14 protein-coding genes and 1 tRNA gene are annotated in these 12,863 nt (G+C 55.9%); 9 read left to right on the top strand and 6 right to left on the bottom strand.

Features of this window, described 5'->3' with window-relative positions; translation table 11 throughout:
- Window positions 1–2 precede the first annotated feature (2 nt).
- The 3 genes from ABLW18_RS01295 to ABLW18_RS01305 are packed head-to-tail and all read right to left on the bottom strand — an operon-like array spanning window position 3 to window position 3,004.
- Window positions 3–260, bottom strand: coding sequence for a phosphopantetheine-binding protein (locus ABLW18_RS01295; RefSeq protein ID WP_347817467.1), 258 nt, complete (start codon window positions 258–260; stop codon window positions 3–5).
- An 18-nt stretch (window positions 261–278) separates the two neighbouring features.
- Complete coding sequence (gene lpxD / locus ABLW18_RS01300) at window positions 279–1,376, bottom strand: UDP-3-O-(3-hydroxymyristoyl)glucosamine N-acyltransferase (protein ID WP_347823078.1); 1,098 nt, start codon at window positions 1,374–1,376, stop codon at window positions 279–281.
- Window positions 1,377–1,405: 29 nt separating this feature from the next.
- Window positions 1,406–3,004 carry a L,D-transpeptidase family protein gene (locus ABLW18_RS01305; protein ID WP_347823079.1) on the bottom strand — a complete coding sequence of 533 codons (1,599 nt, stop codon included), beginning with the start codon at window positions 3,002–3,004 and terminating at the stop codon, window positions 1,406–1,408.
- Window positions 3,005–3,330: 326 nt separating this feature from the next.
- On the opposite strand from ABLW18_RS01305, the gene ABLW18_RS01310 reads away from it, so the two are divergent.
- The 3 genes from ABLW18_RS01310 (at window position 3,331) to ABLW18_RS01320 (ending at window position 5,277) form a co-directional block, all read left to right on the top strand.
- Entirely contained in the window at window positions 3,331–3,897 is a 567-nt protein-coding gene (locus tag ABLW18_RS01310; protein WP_347823080.1) for a DUF882 domain-containing protein, read from the top strand.
- Window positions 3,898–4,143: 246 nt separating this feature from the next.
- Window positions 4,144–4,220: transfer RNA gene (locus tag ABLW18_RS01315), tRNA-Arg, on the top strand.
- Window positions 4,221–4,305: 85 nt separating this feature from the next.
- Window positions 4,306–5,277, top strand: coding sequence for a stealth family protein (locus ABLW18_RS01320; protein ID WP_347823081.1), 972 nt, complete (start codon window positions 4,306–4,308; stop codon window positions 5,275–5,277).
- A gap of 94 nt (window positions 5,278–5,371) precedes the next feature.
- Here ABLW18_RS01320 and ABLW18_RS01325 read toward each other — a convergent pair whose 3' ends face one another.
- Window positions 5,372–6,481, bottom strand: coding sequence for a hypothetical protein (locus ABLW18_RS01325; protein ID WP_347823082.1), 1,110 nt, complete (start codon window positions 6,479–6,481; stop codon window positions 5,372–5,374).
- A 147-nt stretch (window positions 6,482–6,628) separates the two neighbouring features.
- Here ABLW18_RS01325 and ABLW18_RS01330 point away from each other — a divergent pair, with 147 nt between their 5' ends.
- From ABLW18_RS01330 to lexA, 6 genes are all read left to right on the top strand, one after another.
- Window positions 6,629–7,210 carry an aminodeoxychorismate/anthranilate synthase component II gene (locus ABLW18_RS01330; RefSeq protein ID WP_347823083.1) on the top strand — a complete coding sequence of 194 codons (582 nt, stop codon included), beginning with the start codon at window positions 6,629–6,631 and terminating at the stop codon, window positions 7,208–7,210.
- Complete coding sequence (gene trpD, locus ABLW18_RS01335) at window positions 7,207–8,226, top strand: anthranilate phosphoribosyltransferase (RefSeq protein ID WP_347823084.1); 1,020 nt, start codon at window positions 7,207–7,209, stop codon at window positions 8,224–8,226. Before ABLW18_RS01330 ends, trpD begins: the two co-directional genes overlap by 4 nt.
- 15 nt (window positions 8,227–8,241) lie before the next feature.
- Complete coding sequence (gene trpC, locus ABLW18_RS01340; RefSeq protein ID WP_347823085.1) at window positions 8,242–9,054, top strand: indole-3-glycerol phosphate synthase TrpC; 813 nt, start codon at window positions 8,242–8,244, stop codon at window positions 9,052–9,054.
- Window positions 9,055–9,537 (top strand): cyclic pyranopterin monophosphate synthase MoaC, encoded by a 483-nt coding sequence (moaC, locus tag ABLW18_RS01345; RefSeq protein WP_347823086.1) that lies wholly within the window; start codon window positions 9,055–9,057, stop codon window positions 9,535–9,537.
- Entirely contained in the window at window positions 9,534–10,709 is a 1,176-nt protein-coding gene (glp, locus tag ABLW18_RS01350; RefSeq protein WP_347823087.1) for a gephyrin-like molybdotransferase Glp, read from the top strand. Before moaC ends, glp begins: the two co-directional genes overlap by 4 nt.
- Before the next feature lie 88 nt (window positions 10,710–10,797).
- Window positions 10,798–11,490 (top strand): transcriptional repressor LexA, encoded by a 693-nt coding sequence (gene lexA, locus ABLW18_RS01355; protein ID WP_347823088.1) that lies wholly within the window; start codon window positions 10,798–10,800, stop codon window positions 11,488–11,490.
- A 255-nt stretch (window positions 11,491–11,745) separates the two neighbouring features.
- Here the strand turns inward: lexA and ABLW18_RS01360 are convergent, their stop codons facing one another.
- Window positions 11,746–12,189 (bottom strand): hypothetical protein, encoded by a 444-nt coding sequence (locus ABLW18_RS01360; RefSeq protein WP_347823089.1) that lies wholly within the window; start codon window positions 12,187–12,189, stop codon window positions 11,746–11,748.
- Window positions 12,120–12,857: a ComEC/Rec2 family competence protein gene (locus ABLW18_RS01365; RefSeq protein ID WP_347823090.1), complete on the bottom strand. Its 738-nt coding sequence runs from the start codon at window positions 12,855–12,857 to the stop codon at window positions 12,120–12,122. Before ABLW18_RS01365 ends, ABLW18_RS01360 begins: the two co-directional genes overlap by 70 nt.
- Window positions 12,858–12,863 lie beyond the last annotated feature (6 nt).

Genomic DNA, 12,863 nt, shown 5'->3' on the forward strand with positions numbered 1-12,863 from the left:
GGCTAGGTCTGCTCTGCAACTAGGGTTTCAACCGCAGAAATAATGGTCGCCACAGAGGAGATATCAAATTCACTTTCCTCTGGAGCATTTGCATTAAACGGCACTTCGATATCAAATTCCTCTTCAATGGCAAAAATACTCTCAACCACGCCAAGGCTATCAATGCCCAGGTCCTCAAGCGTTGCCGATAGGCTTACATCAGCCACATCCAGCAAGCCTTGTTCAGCGATGATTAGAATGACCTTGTCTTTTACACTCATAGAAACGCCTTTTACCCATTAATGGCGGTTGTCAGGGTCGGACAGTGACTTTTTCAGCCGCGCAATCTCTTTTAACATCCGCGGCAGACGCCGCAAGTTTTTGTAGACCTCAAGCTGCGCGTCCATCTTCATCGCTGGATATCCCAGCATCACGCGCCCAGCTGGGATATTGCTGAGGACTTTCGTAGCACCGCCCGTTATGGCGTTGTCGCCAATAAACAGATTGTCACTCACCCCAGTCTGCCCCCCTAGAACCACATTATTTCCCAATACAGAGGAGCCAGCGATCCCAACCTGTGCACAAATCATACAATTCTTGCCAATTTTCACATTATGGCCAATCTGCGCCAAATTATCAAATTTGCAGCCATCCCCAATCTGCGTATCGCGGATCGTGCCGCGGTCAATACAGCTGTTGGCACCGAACTCCACATCATCGCCAATCACCACCGAGCCAAGGGAATGGATGCGAACGAAAGCTTGCGGTTTGGCCCCCTTGCTATCGCCGAGCGTCTCGCGCACATTCTCGATCGTAGAGCGTTCACGGGTCACAAAGGAAAAGCCATCTGCGCCGATCACCACCCCCGGTTGCGCTACGAACCGCGCGCCGATGCGCACATCCGCACCGATGCGCACGCCCTCCATCAATGTGGCGTCAGAGCCAATCGCACAGCCTTCGGCAAGGCTAACATGGCTGCCGAGCCAAGCATTCTCTCCCAGGACCACCCCCGCAGCGATATGGCAAAACGCGCCGATCCGCGCGCCGGCGCCAATCTGTGCCCCAGGTTCCACACAGGCCTGGGGATGAATTCCAGGCCGACCCGATCGCCACCTGCGATCCAAAGCTTGTGTGAGACCAGCCATGGCGAAGCGCGGTCGCGGCACAAGAACCGCGCCCGAAAGGTTGAGGGCTTGCCAATCTGTTCCCTCTGCCAGGAGGGCCACACGGGCTTGACCAAGCTGCAAGCGCTCCGCATAGGATTGGCTTGTCGCGATAGCCATAAGACTGCCTGCCGCATCTTGCGGCTCGCAGGCACCCGTGACCTGCAGCGCAACATCGCCCACTGCTTGGCCGTTGAGCGCCTTCGCCAGATCTTGTAAGTTATATTCGCTCATGAACGGTCGCCCTTTGCTTCACGCCCCGTTTATCCTGTGATCTCACCCATAACCACCCCTTCGCGTTGCAAAGCCTGCCAAATCTTTGCGTCACGGCCATAGACATCGGCGCGAAACTCCAATCCGCCTTCCGGGCGCGCCAGGGCCGTGCGATAAATAATGTGCACAGGTATGCGGCGCGCCAAATCGATCTGCACCTCTTCGCCGGAGTCCAAGGCCTCCTGAAACACGGCCTTCGGCGTGTCACTTTGCGCCGCGAGCAGCGCATAAGCGAAGTCAAACGGATCTGCCAGGCGAATACAGCCGTGGCTGAAGGCACGCACTTCGCGACCAAATAGGTTTTTGGCTGGGGTATCGTGCAGATAAATATTATGCCGATTGGGGAACATAAATTTTACCAGCCCCAAAGCATTGCCAGGGCTGGGCGGTTGACGCATGCCAAAGGGAAAGGTTTCCTCATCAAAACTGGTGAAATCCAACCCGTCCCGCGCCACGACATTGCCCAGATCATCGCGCAGCTCGAGATATTCCACCGACGCGGCGTCCTCTTGCAACATCGGCAGATATTCACCGACAACGATAGATCGCGGGACATACCAGCTCGGGTTGACGACCATATATTCCATAGTGTCGGAAAATTCGGGACTGCGGCGATCATCATCGGCAGCTCCGACCACCGAATTGGTCTCAAAGGTAACCCTGTCGAAATCGACAATTTTCGCCTTGAAATCGGTGAGATTGACCGAGATATGCCGCGCGCCCAACGATTGATTAAACCAACGCTCCCGCTCCAAAGCGACCATAACCGATGCCAAACGCTCCGAGGCCGCAATATTGACCTGTTCGAGCGTCAGTTTGTTGGCCTGACCAGTCACCGCCAGACCATGATCGGATTGAAAGCGCGCCACGGCGGCTGTCAGCGGTCGGTCATAGGTGCTGGAATAGCTTCTACTCAGATAGCCCATGGCAACCAATCGGTGGCGCAAAGCCACGACCTGCGCGCCTTGCTCCCCTGGTTTTAAGTCTGTAGCGCTCACAGGCCGGCCCCAGCCGCCCGCTGCAACCTGCCTCTCTAGACGCAGTTTTTCTTTGACGAGCCCCATGTATTGACGGCTTTGCGGCGGCAATGATTTGAAAAAGGCCTGCGGCGCGCTGGCTTCCAACTCCTCCAAGAGATCAAGCGGTTTGCTGTAGCGCACTTTGCGAACAATTTCCTCATCGATCTCTGATGGGATCAACAGACCTGACCGCACGGCGCTAGCATAATCTAGAAACGCCTTTGTGAGCTCGGCTTCCAGCTGTCCCAAGGCGCTTTCACTATCGGCCGCCCGAAGCTTGGATACCACAACCTCCGCATTAAACCGCGCTTTCGGCAGGCCATGCATGTCCGCGTCAGCAAATGCAGTGATAAGCGCCTGTAATCGCGCACGCTCTTGCACCGTCGGACCAGTCCAAAACGAGCGATAATCCCGCGCGCGATAAAAACTGGAGATACTGCGCTCCGAAACGGTATATTGCGCCAAAGATTGCTTAAATCCAATGGACTGCGCCGCCAGCTCAGTGCTGAACAAAAGTGCCAAAACACTCACCATGACCTTGCCCATACGAAACTCAATTCGACCCATCATGTCGCGGCGCGCCCTCGTTAGAATTCGGTTATAATGAATGCGCATTTCGAGAGCAAAAGTCTAACGCCTTTTGCGCAGTGAATACTAGATTTCGAAGATTGTTACACTGAAAGCACAAAGTTCAGACTGGGTTTTCAGCACAATGCGCAAGCGTCTGGCACCCCACCTGCAAGAGCCAGCTCTGCGGCAAACCGCCGAAATTTAGATAGTTCGAATTGAAACGATATTGGGCTTTGCAAAAAACCAGAAAATATGTCATATGGAAAGCGCACCTGGAAAAAGCGGTCATGCGCTGCATTGATCGCGGTGCACGACTGGGACAGAGAATGACTAATAAACCGACCGTAATTTCACGACGCGGCGTATTGCGCGCTTTTGCAGCCACAGCCTTGGTCGCGGCGCCAACATATTCCAATGCTGCCGGTTTTTTGCGTGGCGCGGGCGATATTCGGCGATTAAAAATGTACTCACGGCGGACGGGCGAATCCTTGGACGTAATCTATTGGATCGAAGGTGACTACATCAAAGATGCTTTGACCGAGGTGAATTGGTTCATGCGCGATTGGCGCAGAGATAGATCCCGCGCCATTGACACGCGCACCGTTGACATCATCGCAGCGACACAACAGCTGCTCAACACCTCCACCCCCTTCCTCATGCTGTCCGGTTACCGCACACCCGAAACCAACGCACTGCTGCGTAAGCGCTCGCGCGGTGTCGCAAAAAATTCCCTGCATATGAAAGGGCAAGCGGTGGATCTGCGTATGCAGGGCAAATCGGTTCGTCAGGTGGCCACAGCCGCCGCATCCTGCGCTGCCGGCGGGGTCGGTCGTTATTCACGCTTCAATTTTGTCCATTTAGATTGTGGCGAAAAGCGCCTTTGGGGCCGCTAGTCTCTGCTGCAAATCTCGCCGCCACCCAGAAGGATCGGCAGCACCTCTGTGCCACGGCACCCGACAACTGCCGAGCGGATCGCCCCTAAAATCGCATTTTCAAGGCCGCCCTCCGGGCAATATGGGAAATCCGCGGAAAATGGGTTGTAAGGCCTAAGCGGCTTGATATAGAAGAGCCGTATCAGGTCTGACACGGCCCGTGTAGAGGTCCGGAGCGCCGCTTTGCCTCCGCCTTGAAAGACAAATGGTCCCGTAGCTCAGCTGGATAGAGTACTCGCCTCCGAAGCGAGGGGTCACAGGTTCAAATCCTGTCGGGACCACCATTTTCCTTGAATAATGCGGCACACCACCCTCGCAATTGCGCAGCGCGCAGGCTAGCCTTGCCCGCGTAAAGAGGAGTTTGCGTTCATGGTTCAAGACGTCTGGCACGATCCGATTGATGCTGTCATCACATGGGTTGATGGATTGGATCCGGCGCATCTGCAAAAACGCCAGATTTTCATGGGGTCAGCACCACATCTTTTTCATGAAAATGCCACAAACCCGCATCGTTGGGCCTGCAATGGCGAAATTTATCTCTGCCTGGCCTCGCTGGAGCATAATGCCCCATGGCTGCGCAAAATTTGGATCATCGTCGATCAGCAATCACCCAATTTGTCACGCCTGAGCGCCGCGCTGCGTGCCAAAATTCGCTTGGTTGACCACAGTGACATATTCGCCAATCATGGCGCGGCACTGCCAACGTTCAACTCCTTGGCTATAGAGACATTTCTTTGGAAAATTCGAGGGTTATCGGACCGATTTATCTATTTCAATGATGATGTTTTTCTGACGGCGCCCTGTCAGAAAAGCGATTTCTTCTCCCCAAGCGGCCCAATTCTACGCGGAGCCTGGGCTGATTTCGGCGCTTTGCAAGACGATCCGGTCCAGATGGCTGATCCGGCTAAGTTCAATCACTATATGCAACTTAACGCAGCGGACCTATGCGGCGTCCCGGCTCAGCGCCTCTTTCGCGCAGCACATGTGGCGCACCCCTGTTTGCGCCGCACCATGGTGCACCTTCACAGCCGTTTCGAAACTGCGTTTCGAGACAATGCCCGCTATCAGATGCGAGATATTCGACAGTTTTCGCCGCAAAGCCTGCACAATCATGCCTGTATTTTGCAAAAAACCGCGACGCTGCATCCAGTCAAAGATCACTATCATATCTATAGCGGACAAGGGGTTGGAGCGGCAGACGGGACAATCCCCGCTCTGTTGCAAACCATCAAAGACACCCCGGACCTCAAGATGCTCTGTGTCAATGACCTGCCACAACTCGAGGCGCTCTATCCTGATATTCGTACCTGGCTGGCACAGGCGGTGACCGGCGCTCTGTAAAAAGTCATCAACGAAAGTAGATACCGCAGTTTCAGATCAAAACTCGGAGATTGGGCAGCTAACAGCACCTGTCAAATCCGATACACAACAGTCTTTACCGAGTGAGCACAGCCGATAGCGGCGCGATAACGCTGTCGCCGCGATCGGAATGCAGCAGCCAAAAGCGCAGAACAGCCCAAGTCTCCGCAGGCGGATCCAGTGCCACGATCGCATGTCCGGTCTGCACAGCTTTCTGTGCCACGACGTCCAGAGCGCTCAACACATCTGAAGCACGGGACATCTCATCAGAAATCGTCAGGTCTGCCCTTGGCAAAAACCCAAGGTTTTCTTTGGCCAGATGGTCTTGCAACAGGCGCAACTGCGCCGGAGACCTCGGGCCGTGGTCATAATCCGAAGCCCAGAGCCCCGTCGCCATGGGCACAGCCTGCACTGAGGCATCGGCGATCAGAGCCACATTCACCGAAGTGAGGGTCTCGGGCAAATGCATATTGGTAAAAATCTCAAAACCCGCGGCTCGGTAGCGTAACATTTTAGCGCGCGCATCCGCTGCTTTCCCATCAATTGCCACGGCAATCGGCATCCCAATATCCAACAGCCAATCTGGCGGGTCCACGAACGGCCTGTCCATCAAGACAATGCTGATAAGCCCTTTGCCCGCGCTTGCCTCAAACTCCAGAGCATAGCGCAGATAAGTAACCTCAGGCAGCGGATCGGTTTGCAACAATCGCGGCGCGCTCACCTGCATAGCGCTTGTGTCATCGAGCACCGTGCCACTCGGGCGGCGCATCCCGGCCAAACGGGTGGGCGACTGCGGCAAGAGCAAGGGAGAATCTCCGAGGTAGACCTGCGGCATATTCGTAGAGGGGCGCCGTTTTTGCACCATCGGCAATGTGGCCAAAGTCTCCATCTCTCCGCTTAATACCGGTTTTTGCGCCGACAGGGTGAAGCTGCGACCTAGGCTGGCTGCGGTTGGAGCTTGCGACACCACGGCGGGCGGTGCGGAATTTTCCAACGGTGGATCCAGATCAATCACCGTTACCTCCGAGGCTGTGGCCATATCTGGGCTTTGACCGACCGGCAGCACAGTCACCTCTGGATCCAGGCCTTGGAGATTCAAAATATCATGGGACAGTGAAAGGACCACCAGCCCCGCACCGCCGATCAGTGTACCCCAAATCAGACCATTGAAGAACGGTAGTTGCATCTGTCACCTTTCAATCACCAAAAACGCCCTGTCACTCTTGACGATAGCTTCGTTCCCTGAGCATCTATACCGCGACCAATCTGCCAATTGCGAGACCCATTGTTCCGAAAGAGCGCCCGTGGGGCAAAAAAACATAAAGGACGACCCATGTTACTGCTGATCGATAATTATGACAGCTTCACTTATAATCTGGTGCATTATCTCGGGGAGTTGGGCGAAACGGTTGTGGTCAAGCGCAATGATGCCTTGGACGTGCAAGAGGCTATGTTGCTGGGTGCCTCATCGATTCTCTTGTCGCCAGGCCCATGTGATCCCGCGCAGGCCGGTATCTGTCTGGCCTTGACCGAGGCCGCAGCGGCCGCCCGCGTTCCGCTTATGGGGGTCTGTTTGGGGCATCAAACCATTGGGCAGGCCTTTGGCGGCTCTGTCGTGCGCTGCCATGAAATTGTGCATGGCAAAATGGGCAAAATGCATCATACCGGCCAGGGCCTTTTCGATGGGCTGCCCACACCTTTCGAGGCCACGCGCTACCATTCGCTGATTGTCGAACGCGCCACTTTGCCGGACTGTTTACAGGTGAGCGCGGAGTTGGAAGACGGAACGATCATGGGGCTTGAGCATAAAACCTTGCCCATTCATGGAGTTCAATTTCATCCCGAGAGCATTGCCTCCGAACATGGGCATCATCTGATGCGCAACTTTCTTAACATGGCAAAGGAACTGGCATGACATCTGCTTTGCAATCCTTGATTGGAACGGCCGCCGACCGTCCACTGACCCGCGCTGAAGCGGAGGTCGCCTTTGAAACACTGTTCAATGGTGAGGCAACGCCAAGTCAAATTGGCGGTTTTTTGATGGCGCTGCGCACACGCGGAGAAACGGTCGATGAATTTGCGGCCGCGGCCGCCGTCATGCGCGCCAAATGCAACGCCGTGCGCGCTCCTCAGGGTGCCATGGACATCGTCGGCACCGGCGGTGATGGCAAGGGCACATTGAATATTTCGACCGCAACCGCTTTCGTGGTGGCCGGTGCCGGCGTGCCCGTGGCCAAACATGGCAACCGCAATCTCAGCTCCAAGTCCGGCGCCGCCGATGCTTTGGGCCAGATGGGCATCAATGTGATGGTGGGTGTGGATGTGGTCGAGCGCGCATTGGAAGAGATCGGCATCGCCTTTATGATGGCCCCTATGCATCACCCAGCTATTGCTCATGTGATGCCCACGCGCACTGAACTTGCGACACGCACAATCTTTAATATCCTCGGTCCCTTGACCAATCCTGCCGGGGTTAAACGTCAGTTAACGGGCGTGTTTTCGGCAGAGTTGATCCGCCCGATGGCCGAAACCCTTTTGGCGCTCGGCAGCGAGGCAGCTTGGCTGGTGCATGGCACCGCTGATGGCACTGATGAGTTGACCATCACAGGCACCAGCGCCGTGGCCGCCCTCGACAATGGCCAAGTGATTGAGTTTGAAATTCATCCAGAGAAGGCGGGCTTGCCGGTGCATCCCTTTGAAGCCATTCTCGGCGGTAGCCCCGAAGACAATGGCAAGGCCTTCGCCGCGCTTTTGGATGGCGCCGCTTCGGCCTACCGGGATGCAGTCTTGCTCAATTCTGCAGCCGCGTTGCAAATTGCAGGCAAAGCCAGCTCACTGCGGGAAGGGGTCGAACGAGCGGCGGCGGCGATCGACAGCGGAGCGGCCAAAAGCAAAGTCACCGCCCTAGCTACACTCACCAACGCCGTATAACATTTGGACTGATAAATGACTGAAACTATTCTTGATAAAATTAAAGCCTACAAGCTGGAAGAGATTGCAGCACGCAAGGCCGCAGTCTCCTTGCTCGAGGTCGAGGCCGCCGCCCGCGCAGCCTCCCCCCTGCGCGGCTTTGCCAGCCGGCTCAAAGAGGCCGCACAGACCGGTTATGCTTTGATCGCAGAGGTGAAAAAAGCCTCGCCGTCGAAAGGTCTTATTCGTGCAGATTTCAATCCTCCCAAATTGGCCCGCGCCTATGAGCAAGGCGGTGCGACCTGCCTGTCTATTTTGACAGATGGGCCGTCCTTTCAGGGTGATGATAGCTATCTCACCGCCGCCAGCGCCGCCACAACACTGCCGGCGCTGCGCAAAGACTTTATGTATGACACCTATCAGGTCGCAGAAGCCCGCGCCTTAGGGGCCGATTGTATCTTGATCATCATGGCTTCTGTCTCGGACAGCCAAGCGGCAGAATTGGAAGCCGCCGCCAGCGCCTGGGGCATGGATGCGCTGATTGAAGTGCATGACGCGGCGGAATTGGAACGCGGCCTTGCGCTCAAGTCTACCTTAATTGGCATCAACAATCGCAATCTCAACACCTTTGACGTCACGCTGGACACCACCCGCGAACTTGCGCATCGGGTGCCCGCAGGCAAAACCATTGTTGCCGAAAGCGGAATTTACACGCCCGAAGATTTGGCCGATCTGGCCGGCTATGGCGCGCGCAGTTTCCTGATTGGCGAAAGCCTGATGCGTCAGACCGATGTCGCGCAGGCCACACGAACTCTTTTGGCCAATCCGCAGATGCCAGATAGGATTTAAATGTCAAAACTTACCCATCTCGATGAGGCTGGACAGGCGCATATGGTTGATGTTTCGGAAAAATCCGACACAGACCGGATGGCAACAGCCACGGCAATTGTGCAGCTGACGCCAGAGGCAATGGCCGTCCTGCTTGCGGGGGATATAAAGAAAGGTGATGCGCTAGCCGTGGCGCGCATAGCCGGCATCATGGCGGCGAAAAAAACCTCTGAGCTGATCCCCCTGTGCCATCCTTTGCCGATCACTAAGGTCAGTGTCGATTTAGAGCCCGATCGCACCACCCATCAAATCTTGGTCACCGCCAGCGTGAAAACGCGCGGTCAAACCGGAGTTGAGATGGAGGCGCTCACCGCCGCCAGCACAGCGGCCCTCACGGTCTATGATATGATGAAAGCCGTCGATAAGGGACTTACCATCACCTCTATTCAGCTCGAAGAAAAACAAGGCGGAAAATCCGGTCACTGGAGACGTTCGGCGCTATGATTTCGGTTCACGAGGCGCTTGACCATATTTTGGCACTTAGAGGCAGGCTGCCAAGCGAAGAAATTCCCCTCCAGCAAGCACAGGGGCGGGTTCTGGCCCAAGCTGTCACAGCCACCCGCGATCAACCGCCCTTCACCGCCGCGGCCATGGATGGCTATGCGATCGCTGCCAGCGACCTCGCAGCCGGCATGCAAACATGGCAGGTAATTGGCTTATCTGCAGCCGGGCACCGTTTTTCAAATCCCGTTGCCGCAGGCCAGACCACACGGATCTTCACCGGCGCACCAATGCCGCAAGGTACAGATCATGTCCTCATCCAAGAGAATGTCCGAGCAGAAGACGGAAAAATCACGCTTATTGCAGGTCCGAATGACGCGGCCTATCTGCGCCCAGCTGGCAGCGATTTCACCGAAGGCTATACGCTGAGCGCCCCGCGGCGCCTGTCCACGCAAGATATCGCGCTTTTGGCCGCTATGAATGTCCCGCGCCTCAAGGTGACCCGCAGACCGACAGTGGCCCTGATCGCCACGGGCGATGAGTTGGTGCAACCCGGCGATTTCCCCCGCGACGACCAAATCATCGCGTCAAACAGCTATGGCCTGGCCGCCATGTTGCAAAAATCAGGCGCAGAGGCGCGAATTTTGCCGATTGCCCGCGACAGGATGGGCTCTTTGGCAGAGGTCTTCGCCCTGAGTCGAGATGTTGATCTGGTGCTCACCATTGGTGGGGCCTCGGTGGGCGATTATGATTTGGTGGCGCAAGCCGCTGCGGAGTTGGGGCTGCAACAATCGTTTTACAAAGTGGCGATGCGGCCCGGGAAACCTTTGATGGCCGGGCGCATGGGTGGACGGGCGATGATCGGGCTGCCGGGCAACCCCGTTTCCGCTATGGTCTGTGGCGAGATCTTCGTTGTGCCGCTGATCGAAAAAATGTTGGGGCTGCCAGCCGGTCCGCGCGCGTACCGAACCGCGCCGCTGGCCCATGATCTTCCCGCCAATGGCACCCGAGAACACTATATGCGCGCCACCTTAGTCGATGGCGCTTTGCATGTTGCCCAAAGGCAAGACAGCTCTTTGCTGAGCGTCTTGAGCGTCGCGAACGCTCTGGCGATTGCCCCAATCAATGCCCCGGCCATGCCCAAAGGCAGCGAGATGCGCTACATTACCATCTAACGCGCCGCTACATCTTGACACAAAAAGAGAACGGGAGTAGAACATAATACAAACAGACCGAAGCAGCTCAATCTCGGGAGATGATGTCATGCTAACCAAAAAGCAATTGCAACTGCTCAACTTCATTCATGCGCGCACGCAGGTCAATGGCGTCTCCCCTTCATTTGACGAAATGAAAGAGGCACTTGATCTCAAATCAAAATCCGGCATTCATCGCTTGATTACGGCGCTCGAGGAGCGCGGCTTTATTCGGCGCTTAGCACATCGTGCACGGGCCATTGAAATTTTGCGGATGCCCGAAAAGATGCAACCTGCGGCACGCGAATTTGTGCCGCAACTGATTACAGGAGATCGCCCTGAGCGGCCGCGCGATGCCATTGATGTGGATGCGCAGGGCATGAGGTCATTGCCGATGATGGGGCGTATCGCAGCTGGTGTGCCAATTTCAGCGATCCAAGATTATGCGCACGACGTGGCTGTGCCAGGCGATATGATCTCAAACGCTGGCCAGCATTACGCGCTGGAGGTTAAGGGCGATTCTATGATCGACGTGGGAATCAACGACGGGGATGTGGTTGTGATCCGCGAAGCCAGCACGGCCCAGAATGGTGATATCGTTGTGGCCTTGGTCGAAGATCATGAAGCCACTTTGAAGCGTTTCCGGCGCAATGGCAGCGCCATCGCACTTGAGGCGGCCAATCCTGCTTATGAAACCCGCGTATTTCGCGACGACCAAGTGAAAGTACAGGGCAAATTGGTGGGCCTGATCCGCACCTATTAAGGCGCTTTACAACCTGCAATATAACGACCTTTCGCTCATCGCAGCTCGGGCTGTTCCACAGCCTGTGACCAATAGCCTGTCTGACTGTGACCCAGTGTAGCCTGCCTGACCTATCGAAGCGCCCGGCCACGCCCCCCGCTGTTGCGAGACGCCCCAAATCAAACCCATCGCAGGCCAGATCAGATCGCCATGCTTGCACAATCACCAATCGAGCTTGACAAGGGTACTGCGGTTCAGATCCCTTGCGAACAATGTCTATCCAAGACGGCATATCCCCATGCGCCGCCCGCTGAGAGATGGGGCGTCCGTCATTTTGAAGCCAACTGCGCGCCACAAACCCCGAGCCTTTCGCGACATTGAGAACCCGCGCGCCCTGACCATCACCCCAATCAAACGCCCATCACCGCTGATCAACACATCCGGTTGCGGAAAATTATTCCACAAAACCAGAGCTGCAAAAGCGGGAATAACAGCTAAAATCCGCATGCGGCCGCGCCAAAGGATGCCAAATAGCACAGAGGTCGCCAATATCCCTAAGGCCCTTGGCGGTGATGCTTTGATATATCTGATCGAATGGGGCAGATCTACGACATGGGTCGCCACATCCAAAATTGCGCCGAGCCCCAATGTTATGCCCCAAAGCCCCAGTGCCTCCCCGCCAAATGGGGCCAGTGCTGCGGCCAAAATCGCAGAGGGCATGACCACAAACCCATAATCGGAACTGCGATCACTTTTGCCAACACCCCATAATGCGGCAATAGGTTGAAATGCGCCACCGCAATGGGTGCCGTCGCAAGGCCCGCAACCATGGCCAAGACCACTGAGCCTATCAAATAGGTCGCAGCCCCCGGCCATCGCGACACCCATGTCAATTGATTCATCGCGTTAAACACGATGATCAAAAGACCAGTGGCAGAAAAGGACATTTGAAAGCCCGGCCCCAGCAGGGCCTCTGGCCGAAGCAGCAAAACCAAAATTGCGGCAATGGCAAGCGCTTGCAAGGTGAGCCCGCGCCGCTCAAGCAGCACGGCTGCGAAGATGGTAAAGGCCATTATATACGCACGCTTCGTTGCGACACTGGCACCCGACAGCATCAGATAAGCCGCCCCTGCCCCTATGCTCATAAGCGCGGCAATTTTTTTGATCGGCCGGTTTAAGATTAGATAGGGCAGGCAAGAAAAAAGCGCCCGTGTTAAAAAGAACACCAGACTGGTGAGCAAGCCCATATGCAGGCCAGATATCGCCAAAAGATGCGAAAGATTGGCCGCGCGAAGCGCTTGCTGCACGTCGCGATCCAGATACATTCTATCACCAACCGTAATGGCCACAGCCACGCCGGCGGTGCGGACAGGCACATGCGCGGCCATATGTGC

Origin of the sequence: uncultured Planktomarina sp., from assembly GCA_943788425.1 — a bacterium.
GTDB lineage: Bacteria > Pseudomonadota > Alphaproteobacteria > Rhodobacterales > Rhodobacteraceae > Planktomarina.

Coding starts and splice junctions, on each gene's coding strand:
- lexA (WP_347823088.1), top strand. CDS start 10,798: ATGCTAACCAAAAAGCAATTGCAACTGCTCAACTTCATTCATGCGCGC.
- ABLW18_RS01330 (WP_347823083.1), top strand. CDS start 6,629: ATGTTACTGCTGATCGATAATTATGACAGCTTCACTTATAATCTGGTG.
- ABLW18_RS01325 (WP_347823082.1), bottom strand. CDS start 6,481: ATGCAACTACCGTTCTTCAATGGTCTGATTTGGGGTACACTGATCGGC.
- ABLW18_RS01295 (WP_347817467.1), bottom strand. CDS start 260: ATGAGTGTAAAAGACAAGGTCATTCTAATCATCGCTGAACAAGGCTTG.
- trpD (WP_347823084.1), top strand. CDS start 7,207: ATGACATCTGCTTTGCAATCCTTGATTGGAACGGCCGCCGACCGTCCA.
- lpxD (WP_347823078.1), bottom strand. CDS start 1,376: ATGAGCGAATATAACTTACAAGATCTGGCGAAGGCGCTCAACGGCCAA.
- ABLW18_RS01305 (WP_347823079.1), bottom strand. CDS start 3,004: ATGATGGGTCGAATTGAGTTTCGTATGGGCAAGGTCATGGTGAGTGTT.
- ABLW18_RS01360 (WP_347823089.1), bottom strand. CDS start 12,189: ATGCCCTCTGCGATTTTGGCCGCAGCACTGGCCCCATTTGGCGGGGAG.
- moaC (WP_347823086.1), top strand. CDS start 9,055: ATGTCAAAACTTACCCATCTCGATGAGGCTGGACAGGCGCATATGGTT.
- glp (WP_347823087.1), top strand. CDS start 9,534: ATGATTTCGGTTCACGAGGCGCTTGACCATATTTTGGCACTTAGAGGC.
- ABLW18_RS01365 (WP_347823090.1), bottom strand. CDS start 12,857: ATGGCCGCGCATGTGCCTGTCCGCACCGCCGGCGTGGCTGTGGCCATT.
- ABLW18_RS01320 (WP_347823081.1), top strand. CDS start 4,306: ATGGTTCAAGACGTCTGGCACGATCCGATTGATGCTGTCATCACATGG.
- trpC (WP_347823085.1), top strand. CDS start 8,242: ATGACTGAAACTATTCTTGATAAAATTAAAGCCTACAAGCTGGAAGAG.
- ABLW18_RS01310 (WP_347823080.1), top strand. CDS start 3,331: ATGACTAATAAACCGACCGTAATTTCACGACGCGGCGTATTGCGCGCT.